The sequence below is a fragment of the Shewanella mangrovisoli genome, from assembly GCF_019457635.1.
In the GTDB taxonomy this organism is placed as follows: domain Bacteria; phylum Pseudomonadota; class Gammaproteobacteria; order Enterobacterales; family Shewanellaceae; genus Shewanella; species Shewanella mangrovisoli.
The window spans coordinates 442026-459940 of sequence record NZ_CP080412.1 but is presented as its reverse complement, the minus strand read 5'-3'; the positions used below and the strand labels follow the sequence as shown (position 1 = coordinate 459940).

The window sequence follows — 17915 nt, the reverse complement described above, 5'->3', positions numbered from 1 at the left end:
CAGTGAATAACAACCTCAAATTGATGCCCTTATCGGCTTATTATCCAAGGGATGGTTGTCTCACTTTTGTCGGATATTTCGCAAACTTAGCGCCAATTCGCCAGCTCACGGGCAACTTGAGTTAACATAAGCCATTTCCTCGCTAAGGGCTATCGCTTTACCTTGAGACGAACGATGCGCTCATTCAAGGTTAGCCCGTCATTAAGGATTGATGAATGAATATCTATTACCGCGAAGCCAAACTCTGCGGCCGCAAAACTGGCAACGGCACTAAGCTGCCATTTTTGATGAATATGCTGTACTCACTCGCTGAAAAGAATGGCGATTTACAACCCTTTGCCATGGAGGATATTCAGGCCGTCCTGTTTAACCAGCATCAATCCATTGGCTGCTCCATTAAAGCAGCTTTGCCCATAGTATCTTGGCGTAGCGAAGCTATTTGGTACGAACTATTCAAAGGTGAAGCGCCCGTATATCTACCCCAATGCATTACTTTTACCAATGGCGCCGTCGACTTTGCGATTGTCGTGATTGGCGATGAGTATGAGTTACGAATTTGGCCTGACGCCAATAATCGTGAGCGTGAAAGACACCAATGGTTTTCACACCATGCTGCCGTCTACTCGGATGAAACCGAAATCTTTAAGGAATGTCTTGAGGTGCTACTCAAACATATCCGCAAGGAAGATGACTACGAGGCCAAGCACCCCAAATTTGGCAAAAAGCCCCAAGCCGAGACCTAGGATTTAGCTCGTATCTGGGCAATTGCCATAATTTTGCCACTATTGATCAGCAACTTGCCCGCAACTCCTGCGGGCAAATCTGTTTTAATACCCGCCGTGATATCGAGTTAGCACCACAGACTACCGTGGCGACTCGCGCGTATTTCATAGGGAATGAAATCCATGTTTAACATTATTTTCTGGGTGCTCACGTTACTGAGTTTGGCGCTATTTGGCGGCGCCATCTATTTAGTGGCACGTGCACTCCTTAAAAAACTCAATCGTGATCAAGGAACGGATATGTCAGCACTGGAACAGCCTGCCACAGCAAAGGGAGCCGCATTGAAAAACACCACGCTATTAAAAGCCTTAACCATTGGCATACTGTCGATTGTGGCCTTGCTGCCGCTCGGGATCATTATGGACATGACGTCCGATCGCGAAATGCTTTACAACAGTGTGGTCGATGAAATCGGCCGTTCATGGGGCGAGCAGCAGACCCTCTCAGGCCCAGCGTTGGTGATCCCCTACAGTTATTTTGTGATGCAGGAAGAAGTCAGTAACGACGGTAAAACCCGCCACGAAGTGAAGCGCACCTATCAGGATGAGCTGGTGATCCTGCCGAAAAAACTCAGCCTCGATTTAGACCTAAAACATGATTTCCGTACCCGCGGCATTTACCAATCTCTGGTGTATAACGCGGCGCTTAAGGGGCAGGCTGACTTTCGCTTAAACCGTTACGACATTCCTAACCTTATCGCCTTCGATAATCAAAATGCCCGTCTAGTCTTTGGGGTTTCATCGAATCAAGCAATTGATAAAGTGGAAAAAATTGAGGTTACGGGCGATTCAGTCATACTCTCTGGCTCGCTGATGTCGGGCACAGGTTTGACAACTGGCGGCCTAGAGAAAGGCTTTAACCAAGGGATCCAAGTCGGTGAAGCGAGTGATTTTAGCGTGAACTTTGCGATGACGCTGCGCGGCTCACAGTCGATTAGCGCCCTGCCATTAGGCGAGCAAACCCTGCTGAATATCCATGCCGACTGGCCGCACCCGAGTTTTAAGGGCTTACTCCCAGCAGAGCGTGAAATCACCGCCAATGGATTTACCGCCAGTTGGAATATCAGTCACTTAACCCGTAACTATCCGCAAGAGTTTATTAAGAGTAATCAGTCGACACTTACGGAAGTGGTGGCCAATGCCATGTTGTTTGAGCCTGTGACCCATTACGGCAAGATTGAGCGCTCAGTCAAATACGGTCTGCTGTTTATCGTACTGACTTTTATCATGTTATTTATCTTCGAGTTGGGTCAAAAGACCAGCCTGAGCACAGTGCAATATATGCTGGTTGGTAGCGCCATGGCCCTGTTCTACCTGCTATTACTGTCACTCTCGGAGCATCTTGCCTTCCTGCAAGCCTATCTGATCGCCGCCTGTATTCCAGTGCTGTCGGTCTCCGCCTATGTGGGCAGCGCCACCGCCAGCCTTAAACGTGGCGCGATTGTCGGCACTATGCTGGTGAGCTTGTATGCGGTGCTGTACTCGATACTGCAACTAGAAGATTACGCCCTGCTGATGGGCACCGGCTTGTTACTCGTCGTTTTACTGATTTTGATGTTCGTGACCCGCCATCAACCCAAGAACACGGTGCAATAGCACCTACCACTCCCCCCTTGAAGACCCCCGACAGCGCACTTTTTGCTGTCGGGATTTTTTTATTGGCAAGCCCAAATGTGGCATGTAGCCTATGTGGTTTACTCGGAGGCGAATATTTTGACTCATCCAGCCTATCTTCTACGTCGCTTAGTCCTTGTCTGGTTACTGCTGGCAACCATTCCAAGCTTACTGTTACTCACTCAAAATCAATTATTTCCGCTAATCGACCTGCAATCACCCTTAGCCAAAGCCCTGTACTGGCTTACCACCACAGGCACGGCGCCCTATGGGGTCGCGACCGTGTTAGTGGTACTAGCACTCGCCTATCGCTATATGCCAAAAGCGCTGTTTATTAGCCTGTTTTTAGCCATTAGCCTCAGTCAAGTCATCAGCCTGAGCACCAGTCATACCCTTAAAGCCTTTTTTAAAGAGCCAAGACCGAACCTAGTGTATCTGTCAGACCAAGGGCTCCCAGAGGAAGCACAACTCAACCCACAGACTTTTTATCAGTTAGCCAAACCTGAGCGTTCACAGGCCATCGCCGAGGCGCTAACCGAGCTACACACCATGGAGCCAGAGGTCAAACTCGCGCCTAATATTCACCAACATTGGGAAGATGAAATCGGCTATTCCTTCCCCTCGGGTCACACGATTTTCGCGGTCACCTTAGTGCTCACCGCCAGCTATTACTTGCTACTCGCGGGTTTGCCACTATTTGCCAATGCGTTATTTACTTGGGGATTATTGATGGGCCTCAGCCGTATGTTACTCGGCATGCACTGGCCGCAGGATGTGCTCTTCTCCACCGTACTCGCCGCCATCATTAGCAGCTTAAGTGTATTTTTAGTGGAAAAGTTCAGACCAAGAAGTAAAGAGCAACCCAACGGATAAAAAGCATAAAGCCAGCCAAAGGGCTAACTCAGTGCGACAGGCGGCATCTGCAACTTATGTCGATGCCGTTTTTGTTAGGATGAGCCTAAGCGACCAATCACTTCAGCCATGCGTCAATGCCACGACATCCGTCAACAGCAATGCGGCTAATACTACAGATATAAAAAGCGCCATCACCCCAATAATCAAATGACTGTATCTTGCGAGGAACTTGTGTTCGATAGCAGCTTCTGGTTGTTGAATTGGCACAGATAAGCTCACCTTATCACCTATTTTTGGCCCAAAGCGGTTGTAGGCATGCTCGTTGTAGTTCATCAACGCGCCACAGGTATAGCGCTGCCCTCGCCAAAAATATTCAATCACCGGATGAATAAACACTTGCAGATCCCTAAAATGCTCAGGTTCGTCGCTATATCGAGTATTCTCTTGCAGCGAAACAACCATCCCTTCAACCAGCTCATAAGTGAACAGCTGCTCTTGCCTAAATCTTAATATCCCACCAATCCCAATCAGCCCAAGCACCAAAGAAAACCAAGAGATTAACAGCAGCCCGCCAATATCCTCGAAGACAAATGCGCCAATAATCACAGCAGGAATGGATAAGATAAAAGCGAGAAACAACATTAACTTGTGCATTTAACACCAGAAAAAATAGAGCGAGAAACCATTAAGATTGAATTCTATTTCTCTGTTAATAACTTATAAAGGACTTATCGAAGAACACATATGCTTAGTCTTTTTTGACAAGGCATAAGTGGCGATTAATCACAGTCATTCCAGTGACACGCAGCAAGCACATCCCTGTGTGCTCGACGGCGGCATCTGCTGCACACGGAAGTGCGAATGCCGCGATCACAGAATGCGAAAGAGCGGCCATGCCGCCAACGATCACTAACATGCCAGAGCTTAATCTCACCAATCCCTTCAGTAATCTGAACCCTTCATACAAACATACACCCTAGAAATTTAACAACAGGTGGCTTATTAATTTCCCAATATCAAGAACAACTCGAAAGAGTGATTAATAACTCTGTCTGTTACCATCGAAAGCATATTTTCGAGATAACCATCGTTAAACAACAGAGTAATACCAGCATTGTCTGTAAGACATAAATGATCACCATTCCCAGCAAATTGACACAAGACTTTAAAGCAAATAGTGAAAATCAAGCATCAATCCCTTGTTAGCTTTCCAAGAGAAAATTTAAATCTTTATGGGCAAACGCTGATAATCCCCGTCGCAACTCTATCAGTAAGAAAACCTGAAAAGTAAAAATCTCGATTTGCAGGAGGCGCTGAAAACTCATAGAACCATTCAGCACTTTGAGTACTGACAGGAAACCGACCTAATAGCTGACAGCTAATTGCCGTTGTTGCCCCTTGATTATCATCTATCCCAGTGTAGCTTGCGCCAATGCAGTCTGATTTCGCAAGACACGCAGCAGTACAATCATCATAGCCATAATGGGTCACATTATTCAGATCTGTATAAATATGTGGATATGTCTTAACGGAAATAACATATCCATTATTTGCTGTAAGAGCAGCGTTTCCTAAACTATTTGTATTCCACTCCCAAACGCTACACGCATCTTGAAGAGGATCAATGACTTCACCATTAGGGAAGTTAGTATGACGAAAGACTTCCAAATATTCCGGCTCACCAACGGCATATGATGCATAATGCTGTCGGGTGGTACTAGGTACACCGCCATTGCCAATAATACAGTCATTAACATCAACACTTCCGCTCTGATTCGTATCTTCTGTATCTACGTCTTTAACGCCATTCTCATTTAAATCCCAACAACTAATCCCTGGCGAACCTTGCAGTCCAATCGGCCCTTGTATTCCAACAGAACCATCGCTTCCATCATTTCCATCTAATGGGCAACCTGAGAGTAATAAACAACCTCCAATGAGCGATAGCGCTAATTTAGTCATAAAACATTCCCTAGCTTTTAGATAATATAGCTAATCAGTATAGTCATTACTCGCTGACATACTTCAATTAAGTCAAAAAGACCTTGAAAACTCGTACTAAAAGCCTAGTTCATAGTTACTCTAGGCATTCAATGACATGTACAGACTGTTATAGAAATAGCGCTATTTGGATTACCATTTTTTGAGATAGCACGAGCGGAGCACAAAGGATGGCAATTGTTGAAGGGCCTATGACTGCAATAGAGAAACCTATAGTCCAACCACTTCTATATCAATAACAAAACCAAGCACAGCGGCTAACTCGAGTGGAAGAAACTCCTTCAATAGCAGGGAGAATACGTGGGAACAGAATGAACACAAAATCAGGCTAAGAAGACACTATCTACGTATTACAAATATCCTCATTCATATCAATAGTATATTTAAAATAATGATGCATCGTTCGGCCTATAATCTTCACACTTAAGGCATTCAATATAACCTTACTGAAACAACAGAATACACGAGAATATAAGTGGAATAATCGTTATGGGACAGCTAGAAATTTACTCCAATGCAAGAGGGTTAAAAACAATTAAACGTGGAGCATCGGTAGCATTATTTGAAAAGTGCTCATGCTCAAAGTCCCTTCCTTGGGCTTCAATTGTGTCTGCCGCTGAGGAGAGAAACTTTGCAATTTCTCGAAGATCACTCGGCGTAGCAGAAATAGTTACTTCAATGAGTGCCTTAGGTTGTGGCTCAGCAGCTTCAGTTAGCTCTTGTGTATATCCCCAAAATTTCATGCGAGCACTTGGTCCTTGTTATTGATAACGCCTAGTTTAACGAGCCTCACACTGCGAAATTATCGGAATGCCCTAATTGTAAATAACACTCTATCAGATATACCAAGGGCTTAACTGGATTAAGCACCGTCATGGAAGTGACCGTTGGCGGCATGGATGCCGCCGTCGAGCCTATAGGGACATATTTACGGCGTGTCACTGAAATGACAGTGCTTAATCAATACCACCCAAAGTAAAATACAACTTGGCCGATTACACACACTTCTCATCCGATTTATCATCGGAAGAAAGTGCTCGGCTAATACTGCCGAAGATCGCGGTTAAAATCCCAATGCCCACATCCATCTGCCGGGCATTGCTATCATCACCGCTGGCCTCGCGTTGACTCTGATTGCCTGCTGTACCTCGCACAAAATCACAACTGGTATTGTTCATATTGCTGGAGGCACAACCACTTAGGATCAGAATCAAACCGCCAATCAAAAAACGTGAACTCACTGAACGCAAACTCACTCTGCGTAACATCCTTATACGCGAAACTGACATATTAGTTCAGCACCTCTTCCAGAGCGCGCAAACAGAGCGCGACATTCTCACGACGGGCACCAAAGCCCATTAAACCGATGCGCCAAGCTTTGCCCGCTAGAGCACCAAGACCGGCACCGATTTCAAGGTTGTAATCCTTGAGAAGACGCGCGCGTACGGCGGCATCGTCAACGCCTTCGGGGATATAAATGGCATTAAGCTGTGGTAGGCGTGAAGCTTCGGCAACCACAAATTTCAGGCCGAGTTTTTCAAGCCCAGCGCGTAGCACTAAATGCATGTCTTTGTGGCGTTGCCAAGCCTGTTCTAAACCTTCTTCGGCCAATAAACGCAGCGATTCATGCAAGGCATAAAGCGCATTAACGGGCGCAGTGTGGTGATAACTGCGCTTACCGCCGGCGCTGGTCCAATAGGCCATGACCAGACTTTGATCGAGGAACCAGCTCTGTACCGGCGTTTTACGGTTTTTAAGCTTTTCCACCGCATTTGGTGAGAAAGACACAGGCGATAACCCTGGTACACAGGAGAGACATTTCTGGCTGCCAGAATAAATAGCATCAATTCCCCATTCATCGACTCTTAATTCCACACCGCCTAGGGATGTGACCGCATCGACAATCGATAAACAGCCGTATTGTTTTGCCAGCGCGCACAGGGTTTTAGCATCACTCAATGCGCCCGTTGAGGTTTCGGCATGCACAAAGGCGAGGAATTTAGCATCGGGGTTGGCCTTAAGCGCCGTTTCAACGGCAACAGGGTCGACTGGCGTGCCCCATTCGTTATCCACAACCACGGCAATCGCACCGACGCGCTCGACGTTTTGGCGCATACGCTCACCAAACACACCGTTACGGCACACAATCACCTTTTCGCCGGGTTCAACTAAGTTCACAAAACAGGTTTCCATGCCCGCGCTGCCGGGGGCCGACACAGCCATCGTCATTTCATTTTTGGTTTGAAACGCATATTGGATCAGGCTCTTAAGCTCATCCATCATACCAACAAATAATGGGTCTAGGTGACCAACGGTCGGCCTTGCCTGCGCGGCTAATACTTCAGGATAAACATCCGATGGACCTGGCCCCATCAAAATGCGGCGAGGCGGATTAAAGGCAGAAAAATGCGGTGCTGGTAACATCATGTCTCCTTAATGCGTAGGGTCGAGGTCTGATTACTAGAGCATTCACTCTTGATTTGTTAAACCAAACTACCACAAAAAGGGGCGCCTGTGCGCCCCTCCTTTAGCCTAAGTTGTAACCTAAAGCTAAGTGATTACAAAGGCAGGTTCTTTTTTCCTTTTCCGGCATTCAAAAACAGCTGATAAGCAGGGCTTTGCGTCTCTTCTTGATAGACAAATCCCAGCTCAGTTAAAAACTGCTGAAACGGCAAAGCATCGCCCTCGGGGACTTCAAAACCCGCCAGCACCCGTCCAAAGGCCGCGCCGTGATTACGGTAATGGAATAAACTGATATTCCACTTGCTCTGCAGGGTGGTTAAAAACTTCAGCAGCGCACCGGGATGCTCGGGAAACTCAAAGCTAAATAGGCGCTCCTCTAACGGCTCTGGCGGATGACCGCCGACCATATAACGCACATGCAATTTCGCGGTTTCATCACCTGATAAGTCCTGCACCTCGAAACCATTATCTTCCAAGGTATTGATGATCTGCTCTAATTCGCCATGGCCTTTGGTCAAACGAATACCCGCAAACACCACCGCCATATCGCGGCTGCTAAAGCGATAGTTAAATTCGGTCATCACCCGCTTTTCGAGCAACTCACAAAAACGCAGGAAGCTGCCGGGACGCTCGGGCACTTTAACCGCCAGCACGGCTTCTTTTTGTTCACCCAGCTCACAGCGCTCGGATACATAACGCAGGCTGTGGAAGTTCACATTCGCGCCACTTAAAATCGCCGCGACCTTCTCCCCCTTACCACTCTCGCCTGTGGCATTGGTGCTGACATATTTTTTAAGCCCAGCAAGGGATAAAGCGCCCGCAGGTTCGGCAATGGCGCGGGTATCTTCAAAAATATCTTTAACGGCGGCGCAAATTTCGTCGGACGTGACCGTCACTACTTCATCCACAAACAGCTTGGCTAAGCGAAATGGCTCAGTGCCGATACGTTTAACCGCAACCCCATCGGCAAACAAACCAACTTGCGGGAGTGTGACAGGCTCGCCTGCCTCCATCGCCGCTTTTAAGCAGGCCGCATCTTCAGGCTCAACGCCAACGATTTTAACCTGTGGCATCACCGCCTTGTAATAGGCGGCAATCCCAGCAATTAAGCCACCGCCGCCCACGGGCACAAATACCACCTCAAGATCGCGCTGCTGTTGCAACATTTCTTGGGCGATAGTGCCTTGGCCAGCGATAACGGCTTCGTCATCGAAGGGGGCGATATACACCCGACCTTCCTGCTGCGCCATCTCCATTGCAAAGCCATTGGCCTGATCAAAGGCTTGACCGTGCAACACCACATTGCCGCCTAAACGGCGCACCGCATCGACTTTAATATCCGGCGTAGTTTCGGGCATCACAATCACCGCATCCACACCACGACTGGCCGCCGACATGGCCACGCCTTGGGCATGGTTGCCCGCCGAGGCGCACACCACGCCGCGTTGACATTCGGCTTGGCTCAACTGGGCGATACGGTTATAGGCACCGCGCAGCTTGAAGGAATGCACAGGCTGCATATCCTCACGCTTTAAAAACACTTGGCAACCCAAACGCGCCGAGAGTTTATTAAGGCTGGAGAGTGGCGTCACTTTCGCAACGTCATAAACCGACGACAGCAGGATTTTTTGCAAGTAACTTTGCGCAAGCTGACTCTTTTCTAAGGCAGAAGTGGCCGACTGCGACTTATCGGACTGAACTTGAGAGGTCTGCACCTCAGCCTGCTCCGTTTGCGACGATGCGAGAGATAACATATCAGTCCTCCAACTTACTGCGATCGCGCACCGCGCCCTTATCGGCACTGGTGGCAAGCATGGCGTAGGCTTTAAGCGCCATCGACACATAACGCTGACGCGAAAGCGGTTTCCACGCCATTGGCCCACGGACGAGCATGGTTTCACGGCGCGCCGCTAACTCGGCATCACTCACCGCAAGCTTGATACTGCGCTTGGGAATATCGATTTCGATGCGATCGCCGTTTTCAATCAAGGCAATCGTGCCGCCCGCCGCCGCCTCGGGCGACACATGGCCGATAGATAAACCGGATGTTCCACCTGAGAAGCGGCCGTCGGTGATCAGCGCGCAGGCCTTGCCTAAGCCACGGGATTTTAAGTAACTGGTTGGGTACAACATTTCTTGCATACCCGGGCCGCCTTTTGGCCCTTCGTAACGAATCACCACCACATCACCCGCCACCACTTCGCCACCTAAGATGCCAGCGACTGCATCGTCTTGGCTTTCGTACACCCGAGCGCTGCCAGTAAAGATCAGGTTAGACTCATCCACACCCGCAGTTTTAACGATACAGCCATTGTCGGCCAGATTGCCCGACAACACGGCCAGACCGCCCTCTTGGCTGAAGGCAAACTCGCGGCTACGGATACAACCTTCACGCCTGTCATCGTCCAGCGATGGCCAGCGGCAGTCTTGGCTAAAGGCTTTAGTGGTGGGAATGCCCGCAGGCCCCGCCATAAAAAATTGTTTTACTTTGTCATCTTGGGTTTGCATCACATCGAACTTGGCGAGCACCGACTTGAGATTGCCACCCGCATCGGCGGCAACGTGTGGCACATCGGTATGCAGCAGTCCAGCGCGGTCGAGTTCGCCTAAGATACCCATTACGCCACCGGCGCGGTGCACATCTTCCATATGGTATTTAGCGGTCGACGGCGCCACCTTACACAGATGCGGCACTTGGCGCGACATACGGTCGATATCGTCCATAGTGAATGCCACGTCAGCTTCCTGCGCCGCAGCCAATAAGTGCAACACAGTATTGGACGAACCGCCCATGGCAATATCCAGCGCCATGGCGTTCTCAAAGGCTTTAAAGCTGGCGATATTGCGTGGCAGTGCAGAGGCATCATCTTGTTCGTAGTAACGTTTGGTCAGCGCCATCACGCGGCGGCCCGCTTCTAAAAACAGTTCGCGGCGGTCGCTATGGGTCGCGAGCATAGAGCCGTTGCCCGGCAGCGACAGACCTAAGGCTTCAGTTAAACAGTTCATCGAGTTAGCGGTAAACATGCCCGAACAGGAACCACATGTAGGGCAAGCACTGCGTTCGATTTTAGCGCTATCCTCATCGCTTACACTCGAGTCGGCCGCCGCCACCATGGCATCGACTAAATCGAGCTTAATAAGCTTGTCCGACAGCTTAGTTTTACCCGCTTCCATCGGCCCGCCCGACACAAATACCACGGGGATATTGAGGCGCAGCGCCGCCATCAACATGCCGGGGGTGATTTTGTCGCAGTTAGAGATACAAACCAGCGCATCGGCGCAGTGGGCATTGGCCATATACTCGACGCTATCGGCGATAAGCTCCCGCGAAGGTAGACTGTAGAGCATGCCACCGTGGCCCATGGCGATACCATCGTCGACGGCGATGGTATTGAATTCCTTAGCAATGCCTCCCGCTTCTTCGATGGCGCTCGCCACCAGAGAGCCCATATCTTTTAAGTGCACATGGCCGGGAACAAACTGAGTAAAGGAGTTGGCAATCGCAATAATCGGCTTACCAAAATCATTGTCTTTCACCCCTGTGGCGCGCCATAGCGCACGGGCACCCGCCATATTGCGGCCTTCGGTACTGGTTGCTGAACGTAACTTTGGCATTGACTCTATCCTTTATCTCAAATCGAAAATCGTGCCCTTAGGGCCTTACTGCAGTGCTAATACCGCAGCCACTGGATGCTTATGCGTGTACTTTTTGTTGTTGCAAGTTTAGCGGTAACAAGACCTTGCATTGGGTGACATCAATCAATTTATTCAGTTGATTACTGAGCAGCTCGATGGCGCGCTCGCTGTCCACTTCCATATCCAGCGATAGACTCGCATCGTCGTTCATCCGCATTTGCATTTGGGTGACCGTAAAACCACGGTGACGAGTCACACGTAGTACACGTTCTATCACTTCTGGGCGTTGTTGAACCGTTAATTCTAGGGAGTGGATCATGTTTGTTTCTCCATTTCGTCCATCATATCGCTGTTTGATGCGCCGGGGGGCACCAGTGGCCAAACGTTAAAAGCATCGTCGATTGCTACGTGTAACAAATAGGGTCCCTTAGCCGCTAACATTTCGGTTAAGGCCTCTTCCACTTCGTCGGAAGAGAAAATCGTGCGGCCGGGAATATCGAAGGCCGAAGCGAGTTGCACAAAATCAGGATTGTCTGACAGATCGGTTTCGCTGTAGCGCTCTTCAAAGAATAGCTGTTGCCACTGTTTCACCATCCCCAGTTTTTGGTTGTCGATCAGCAGGATCTTCACCGGTAATTTGCGGCGCTTGATGGTGGTGAGCTCCTGCACGTTCATCATAAAAGAGCCATCGCCAGACACTGTGACCACAGTTGCATCGGGGCGAGCCACTTGGGCGCCGATAGCGGCGGGTAAACCAAAGCCCATAGTGCCTAAACCTGCGCTGGATAAATGATCTTCAGGGCGACGGAACCACATATGTTGGGCAACCCACATTTGATGCTGGCCCACATCGCAGCATACGACGCTGTCTTCGGGCAGTTTATTGGCTAAACGGCGCAGCATGGCAGGGGCGTAGATTAAGCTGCCGGGATGTTGATAATCCCATTGATGTTTACGGGCAAGGTGTTCAACCTCTGCCTGCCAAGGCGTGATGTTCAGCGCCATAGTCAAAGCGGGGAAAATCTGGCGTAAATCACCGGCGATGGCCACATCGGGCTGGCGCAGTTTGCCTAGCTCGGCGGCATCGATATCTAAATGGATGACTTTGGCCTTGTTGGCAAAGGTTGCTAAACGTCCAGTCACCCTGTCATCGAAGCGCGCGCCAGCAACCACTAATAAATCACAATCCTGCACCGCGAGGTTGGCCGCCTTTCCGCCATGCATACCTAACATGCCCAAATAACCTGGGGTGCCATGTGCAATACTGCCTAAGCCTTTTAACGTGGCGACCGATGGCATCCCCGTGGCTTTGATAAATTCCCGCAGTTGGTCGACAGCGCCCGCCATCCCCACACCGCCACCCACGTACAACATAGGCTGCTTCGCCTCTGCTAACAGGGCGCGGGCCGCTTCAATCTCACAGACGCTCGCCTGTGGCTCATTAGTTACCGCCAGCAAGGGAGTGCGATATTCCAGTTGTGCGATTTGAATATCCTTAGGGATATCCACCAGCACTGGGCCGGGTCGGCCAGATGCGGCGATTTCGAAGGCTTGATACAGGGTCGGGATCAGATCGTTGACATCCGTCACCATAAAGCTGTGCTTAGTGCAGCTTAAGGACATGCCCAATACATCGATTTCTTGAAACGCATCTGTGCCAATCACGGCGGTTGAAACCTGACCCGTGATAGCGACAACAGGTACAGAATCCAATAACGCATCGGCAAGCGAAGTGATTAGGTTAGTCGCACCAGGGCCAGAGGTCGCAAAGCACACGCCGGTTTTACCACTGGCTCTGGCGTAACCTACTGCGGCAAAGGCTGCGCCTTGTTCGTGGCGGCTTAAGAGATGTTCGACAGGGCTTCCATAGAGGGCATCGTAGATTGGCATAATGGCACCACCGGGGTAACCAAATACTGTGGTAACACCATGTGCTGCCAACACTTTTATGACTGCGTCTGCGCCTCTAATCATCTGCCCTGGTTCCATATTTCTCTCGCTACCTTGATCCTGAAATGCCGAAAATCGACTCGTAATTTGTGCTATTTCGAAACCTCATTTCCAAAACCTAGGGCCTGAAAACGAAGAACCCCCCGGTCCTTTCGGAGCGGGGGGTTCTTTCGAAACTTTTAACCTTTTAGGTCTACCAGTTTGCCATGCGCCGCCCCCGCTGTGATTTAATAATCACTACGGTAATAATCACGAGAATGAGCTTGGCAGCTTGGTTAAACATCAATATGGGTTCCTAATCGGTGTTCTGTATGTGTATCGCTGAAATTCTTATCGCTACTCACTTTTAAGCCTGAGCGATGCTTGCCTTGGGAACCTTGTCCCGCCGCGAGTTATTAGCTTTACCATAAAGCGACAGCCAAACACAATAAAAAATTATCTAATGTCAAAAAAATTCAGCTTCCCTGCCGAGACAATGCAAAACAACAAAGTGAAACGTTAACAAACGCGCGTTAGTGAAACTGATCGCTTACTAACCCATGTCGGTTTTGCCCGCTCGACAACCTACGAAGCAGGAATAAATTTGCGCCGCCGAGCCCCACATCCTTAGGGGCTCGGCTTTTATCAATTAAGCTCCAACAATGCTTTTCATATCAGTCATATAACCACGAAGTTCCGCACCGATATACTCAACTGAGGTGTGGCGAATCGCATCATTGATGGCGATTAACTGCAGGTTATCGACGTTGTTAGAACTGTCCTTCAGACCCGCACCTAAATACTCAGACGACATGGCATTCACATAGTCACGCAGCATAGGCACGGCAGCATGGTTGAACAGATAACAACCGTATTCTGCGGTATCCGAGATCACCACGTTCATCTCGTACAGACGTTTACGGGCGATGGTGTTAGCGATCAACGGCGTTTCATGCAGTGATTCGTAATAGGCGGACTCTTCAACAATACCCGCCGACACCATAGTATCGAAGGCTAATTCGACACCGGCTTTGATCATCGCGACCAGGAAAATCCCCTTGTCGAAATAGGTTTGCTCGTCGATATGCTCGCTCGAAACAGGGGCATTTTCGAAGCCCGTTTCGGCGGTTTCGGCGCGCCAACGCAGCAGGTTAGCGTCGTCATTGGCCCAGTCTTGCATCATAGTGCGAGAAAACTCGCCGCTGATGATGTCATCCATATGTTTTTCGAATAAGGGTTGCAGGATTTCTTTTAAATCTTCTGCAATTTCAAACGCTTTAATCTTGGCTGGATTAGACAGTCTGTCCATCATGTTGGTGATACCGCCGTGCTTAAGCGCCTCGGTCACGGTTTCCCAACCTTGTTGGATTAACTTAGCGGCATAGCCAGGTTCAACACCATCGGCCACCATCTTGTCGTAACCTAAGATAGCGCCCGTCTGCAACATACCGCAGAGAATGGTTTGTTCGCCCATCAGATCCGATTTCACTTCGGCGATAAAGGAAGATTGCAACACGCCCGCGCGGTCACCACCTGTGGCACTCGCATAGGCTTTCGCAATGTCTAAACCATCACCATTAGGGTCGTTTTCAGGGTGCACTGCAATCAAGGTCGGCACACCAAAACCACGCTTGTATTCTTCACGCACTTCAGTACCTGGACACTTAGGCGCAACCATCACAACTGTGATATCGGGGCGGATCTGCATGCCTTCTTCTACGATGTTAAAACCGTGGGAATAGGACAGCGTTGCACCCTGCTTCATCAGCGGCATCACGGCACTAACCACATTGGAGTGCTGCTTATCTGGCGTTAAGTTCAGCACTAAATCCGCCGTTGGGATCAGCTCTTCAAAAGTACCGACTCTGAAGCCATTGTCTGTGGCTTTTTGCCATGAGGCACGCTTTTGAGCAATGGCCTCTGGGCGCAGGGCATAAGCAATATTCAGCCCCGAGTCACGCATGTTCAGACCTTGGTTAAGACCCTGAGCACCACAACCTAAAATAACAATATTCCAATCTTTGATGTAATTGCAGCCGTCGCTGAATTCAGAACGGTCCATGAAACGACATTGGCCAAGCTGTGCTAATTGTTGACGTAAATTCAGAGAGTTAAAATAGTTAGCCATCTGAGATACCACCTTTCAGTCGGGAATTTGGGACTCAACCAATATCAACTTTTTGTTAATGACTGGTTGTGATTAAAATCACTATAACCTATGGCTATCGTTGCTTAAAATGATATATTCGAAACCTCACATTGCGTTTTATGCAATGTCATTTTCGGTGACAACACCCTTGATAAGCGGCCAATAGGACGAGGTTATGGACATACGCACCCTCAAATTGTACCTACACTTATGTGACAGTTTGCACTTCGCCAAGACAGCGGAGCAGATGCACGTCAGTCCCTCGACCTTAAGTCGCGCCTTACAACGGCTCGAAGAAGAAGTGAACGCCAAATTATTCGAACGGGATAATCGCAGCGTGACCTTAACCCATGCAGGGCGCGAGTTTAAATTGTTCGCCGAGCAGACCTTGCACCATTGGCGCAACCTGCGGCATAGTATCGATCTCAAGCAGGATGTACTGCGCGGCACCTTAAATCTCTATTGCTCGGTGACCGCCGCCTACAGCCATTTACCGCAATTGCTGGAACGTTTTCGGCAGGACCATCCCTTTGTTGAGATTGCTCTGACCACGGGAGATGCCGCCAATGCACTGGCCGAAGTGCAACAAAATCGCGCCGACATTGCCATTGCCGCACTGCCGGATCCCTTTCCTGCCACTTTGCATTTCGCCAAGATTGACGATGTGCCCTTGTCATTAATCGCGCCGACCATGCGCTGCGCGGTGCAGCAACTGATAAGCCAAGTCCCCATAGATTGGTCGCGGGTGCCCTTTATCATTCCCGACCATGGCCCGGGGCGACGCCGTGCCGATAATTGGTTCAAACAGATGGGAATAAGCCCCAATATCTATGCGCAGGTGTCGGGACAAGAAGCGATAGCCTCCATGGTGGCGCTCGGATGTGGGGTGAGCATCACCCCTGAAGTGGTGATCAATAACAGCCCAGTGCGGGATAGGATCCAACTGTTAGCCTCCCCCGTGGGCATTGCGCCCTTTGAGCTGGGTTGTTGCTGCAAGGTCAAACGCTTGGACGATCCGATAGTGAATGCGTTTTTAGAAGCGATATAAATTTAGAAGCGATATAAAAAACGGGACTGAGTCCCGTTTTTTATGATGTTGATAAGATTAGGTATCTGGCGACATTAATTTATCGTTGCCATCAATGCGGGTCACCAGCAACTGGTCGACCTTGTAGGCGTCGATATCCACTACTTCAAACTTGTAACCGGCATAGTTAACAAAGTCGGTGCGCTTGGGGATCTTACGCAGCATGTACATCATAAAGCCGGCAATGGTTTCGTAGTTTTGGTTATGGGGGAACTCCTCAATATCGAAGGCACGCATCACGTCGGTAATCGGCGTCACTCCATCCACTAACCAGGAATTGCCATCGCGGGCAATAATCTGCTCTTCGCTCTCGTGCAGCGACCAAGCCCCCATCACTGCGCGTTGCAGATCGTTGGTGGTGACAATCCCCACAACCAGGGCATATTCGTTCATCACCACCGCGAAATCGGCGCGGCTATTTTTGAAGTATTCCATGGCCTCGGACAGGCTTAAGGTATCGGGAATAATCAGAGAAGTGTGCACAAGACTGTTGTCTTTTAAGGTAATTTTCTCACCGTTAATCACACGGATCAGCAGCTCTTTCGCATCTACAAACCCTTTGACCATATCCAATTGGCCATCGCAGACTAAAAACTTAGTATGGGGATCTTCGGCAATCTTACGCTTGATATCTTCCTCGCTGTCTTGCAGCAGGAAATACACTAAGCTCTCACGGGCCGTCATGGCGGACGTTACCGAAACGGTTTGCATTTCAAATACATTTTCGATCATTTGCTGCTCGCCCTTATCGAGCACGCCCGCTTCTGCCCCCGCGTTCATTACCGCATAAATATCGTCTGGGGTGATTTCATCGTTACGCACGGTTGGGATTTGCAGTAACTTGAAGATGGCGCTTGCCATGCCATTGAAAAACCACACCAATGGACGAAGGATCGCGATACAGAAACTCATAGGGCCAACCACCACTAAGGCAACAGGCTCTGGCATCGCCATCGCGATACGTTTGGGCATGAGATCCGCAACCAGAATAAAGGCGCTGGTCACCACGACGAAAGACAGTAAGAAGCTCACTTGGCCTAACCAAGGGTCGCTCATCCACGCACTTAAAAACTGGTAAAAATACGGACGAAACGCCGACTCACCCACAATACCGCCCATGATGGCGACGGCATTCAAGCCAATTTGCACCACAGTAAAAAAGCTACCGGGCTGAGCTTGGAGTTGCAGCACTTTTTCGGCACGGCTGTCCCCTTCTTCGGCTAGCTGACGTAAACGGATTTTGCGTGATGCAGCCAAGGAGATTTCTGACATAGAAAAGAAACAACTTGCGGCGATTAAGCCCAATATTATCATCACGTTATCAAAGAAATTCATGTAACACCTTTTGTTTCACACTAGACTTACTACACCAACCCGCGCAGTGATTTTCGCGAGTCAG

15 protein-coding genes are annotated in these 17915 nt (G+C 49.4%); 4 read left to right on the top strand and 11 right to left on the bottom strand.

The features are described 5' to 3' along the window. The first annotated feature begins 215 nt into the window (after window positions 1-215). The 3 genes from K0H60_RS02130 (at window position 216) to K0H60_RS02120 (ending at window position 3269) form a co-directional block, all read left to right on the top strand. The gene (locus tag K0H60_RS02130; RefSeq protein ID WP_220057110.1) at window positions 216-743 is read left to right on the top strand and encodes a hypothetical protein; all 528 of its coding nucleotides are present in this window, start codon (window positions 216-218) and stop codon (window positions 741-743) included. Window positions 744-905: 162 nt separating this feature from the next. Further along, window positions 906-2378 (top strand): cell envelope integrity protein CreD, encoded by a 1473-nt coding sequence (creD, locus tag K0H60_RS02125; RefSeq protein WP_220057109.1) that lies wholly within the window; start codon window positions 906-908, stop codon window positions 2376-2378. A gap of 75 nt (window positions 2379-2453) precedes the next feature. Continuing rightward, window positions 2454-3269, top strand: a complete 816-nt coding sequence (locus K0H60_RS02120) for a phosphatase PAP2 family protein (protein ID WP_220057108.1) — start codon at window positions 2454-2456, stop codon at window positions 3267-3269. Window positions 3270-3371: 102 nt separating this feature from the next. On the opposite strand, the gene K0H60_RS02115 is transcribed toward K0H60_RS02120, so the two are convergent. The 10 genes from K0H60_RS02115 to ilvC form a co-directional block, all read right to left on the bottom strand. Beyond that, the gene (locus K0H60_RS02115) at window positions 3372-3905 is read right to left on the bottom strand and encodes a hypothetical protein (RefSeq protein WP_220057107.1); all 534 of its coding nucleotides are present in this window, start codon (window positions 3903-3905) and stop codon (window positions 3372-3374) included. 576 nt (window positions 3906-4481) lie between these two features. After that, complete coding sequence (locus K0H60_RS02110; RefSeq protein ID WP_220057106.1) at window positions 4482-5213, bottom strand: hypothetical protein; 732 nt, start codon at window positions 5211-5213, stop codon at window positions 4482-4484. A gap of 545 nt (window positions 5214-5758) precedes the next feature. Next, window positions 5759-5995 (bottom strand): Imm32 family immunity protein, encoded by a 237-nt coding sequence (locus K0H60_RS02105; protein WP_220057105.1) that lies wholly within the window; start codon window positions 5993-5995, stop codon window positions 5759-5761. Between the two features lie 252 nt (window positions 5996-6247). Next, window positions 6248-6508 (bottom strand): hypothetical protein, encoded by a 261-nt coding sequence (locus tag K0H60_RS02100; protein ID WP_258405783.1) that lies wholly within the window; start codon window positions 6506-6508, stop codon window positions 6248-6250. Between the two features lie 34 nt (window positions 6509-6542). Further along, a complete protein-coding gene (locus K0H60_RS02095; RefSeq protein ID WP_220058101.1) occupies window positions 6543-7676 on the bottom strand; it encodes a pyridoxal-phosphate-dependent aminotransferase family protein in 1134 nt (377 codons plus the stop codon). Window positions 7677-7810: 134 nt separating this feature from the next. Then, window positions 7811-9469: a threonine ammonia-lyase, biosynthetic gene (gene ilvA, locus K0H60_RS02090; protein WP_220057103.1), complete on the bottom strand. Its 1659-nt coding sequence runs from the start codon at window positions 9467-9469 to the stop codon at window positions 7811-7813. A 1-nt stretch (window position 9470) separates the two neighbouring features. Then, on the bottom strand, window positions 9471-11330 hold the full coding sequence (gene ilvD, locus K0H60_RS02085) for a dihydroxy-acid dehydratase (RefSeq protein ID WP_220057102.1): 1860 nt from the start codon (window positions 11328-11330) through the stop codon (window positions 9471-9473). Window positions 11331-11409: 79 nt separating this feature from the next. Then, a complete protein-coding gene (gene ilvM / locus K0H60_RS02080; protein ID WP_011621169.1) occupies window positions 11410-11670 on the bottom strand; it encodes an acetolactate synthase 2 small subunit in 261 nt (86 codons plus the stop codon). Continuing rightward, window positions 11667-13340, bottom strand: coding sequence for an acetolactate synthase 2 catalytic subunit (gene ilvG / locus K0H60_RS02075; RefSeq protein ID WP_220057101.1), 1674 nt, complete (start codon window positions 13338-13340; stop codon window positions 11667-11669). Before ilvG ends, ilvM begins: the two co-directional genes overlap by 4 nt. A 589-nt stretch (window positions 13341-13929) precedes the next feature. Continuing rightward, window positions 13930-15408, bottom strand: a complete 1479-nt coding sequence (ilvC, locus tag K0H60_RS02070; RefSeq protein ID WP_220057100.1) for a ketol-acid reductoisomerase — start codon at window positions 15406-15408, stop codon at window positions 13930-13932. Between the two features lie 196 nt (window positions 15409-15604). Here ilvC and ilvY point away from each other — a divergent pair, with 196 nt between their 5' ends. Further along, window positions 15605-16477 carry an HTH-type transcriptional activator IlvY gene (gene ilvY, locus K0H60_RS02065; RefSeq protein WP_220057099.1) on the top strand — a complete coding sequence of 291 codons (873 nt, stop codon included), beginning with the start codon at window positions 15605-15607 and terminating at the stop codon, window positions 16475-16477. Window positions 16478-16534: 57 nt separating this feature from the next. Here the strand turns inward: ilvY and paeA are convergent, their stop codons facing one another. After that, the gene (gene paeA, locus K0H60_RS02060) at window positions 16535-17851 is read right to left on the bottom strand and encodes a polyamine export protein PaeA (protein ID WP_088212612.1); all 1317 of its coding nucleotides are present in this window, start codon (window positions 17849-17851) and stop codon (window positions 16535-16537) included. Window positions 17852-17915: the final 64 nt, after the last annotated feature.

Bases quoted from the DNA above. Each gene is read 5' to 3' on its own strand.
- ilvC (WP_220057100.1), bottom strand. From the start codon at position 15,408: ATGGCTAACTATTTTAACTCTCTGAATTTACGTCAACAATTAGCACAG.
- K0H60_RS02130 (WP_220057110.1), top strand. From the start codon at position 216: ATGAATATCTATTACCGCGAAGCCAAACTCTGCGGCCGCAAAACTGGC.
- K0H60_RS02095 (WP_220058101.1), bottom strand. From the start codon at position 7,676: ATGTTACCAGCACCGCATTTTTCTGCCTTTAATCCGCCTCGCCGCATT.
- paeA (WP_088212612.1), bottom strand. From the start codon at position 17,851: ATGAATTTCTTTGATAACGTGATGATAATATTGGGCTTAATCGCCGCA.
- ilvM (WP_011621169.1), bottom strand. From the start codon at position 11,670: ATGATCCACTCCCTAGAATTAACGGTTCAACAACGCCCAGAAGTGATA.
- K0H60_RS02105 (WP_220057105.1), bottom strand. From the start codon at position 5,995: ATGAAATTTTGGGGATATACACAAGAGCTAACTGAAGCTGCTGAGCCA.
- K0H60_RS02115 (WP_220057107.1), bottom strand. From the start codon at position 3,905: ATGCACAAGTTAATGTTGTTTCTCGCTTTTATCTTATCCATTCCTGCT.
- creD (WP_220057109.1), top strand. From the start codon at position 906: ATGTTTAACATTATTTTCTGGGTGCTCACGTTACTGAGTTTGGCGCTA.
- ilvG (WP_220057101.1), bottom strand. From the start codon at position 13,340: ATGGAACCAGGGCAGATGATTAGAGGCGCAGACGCAGTCATAAAAGTG.
- ilvA (WP_220057103.1), bottom strand. From the start codon at position 9,469: ATGTTATCTCTCGCATCGTCGCAAACGGAGCAGGCTGAGGTGCAGACC.
- ilvD (WP_220057102.1), bottom strand. From the start codon at position 11,330: ATGCCAAAGTTACGTTCAGCAACCAGTACCGAAGGCCGCAATATGGCG.
- K0H60_RS02120 (WP_220057108.1), top strand. From the start codon at position 2,454: ATGTGGCATGTAGCCTATGTGGTTTACTCGGAGGCGAATATTTTGACT.
- K0H60_RS02110 (WP_220057106.1), bottom strand. From the start codon at position 5,213: ATGACTAAATTAGCGCTATCGCTCATTGGAGGTTGTTTATTACTCTCA.
- ilvY (WP_220057099.1), top strand. From the start codon at position 15,605: ATGGACATACGCACCCTCAAATTGTACCTACACTTATGTGACAGTTTG.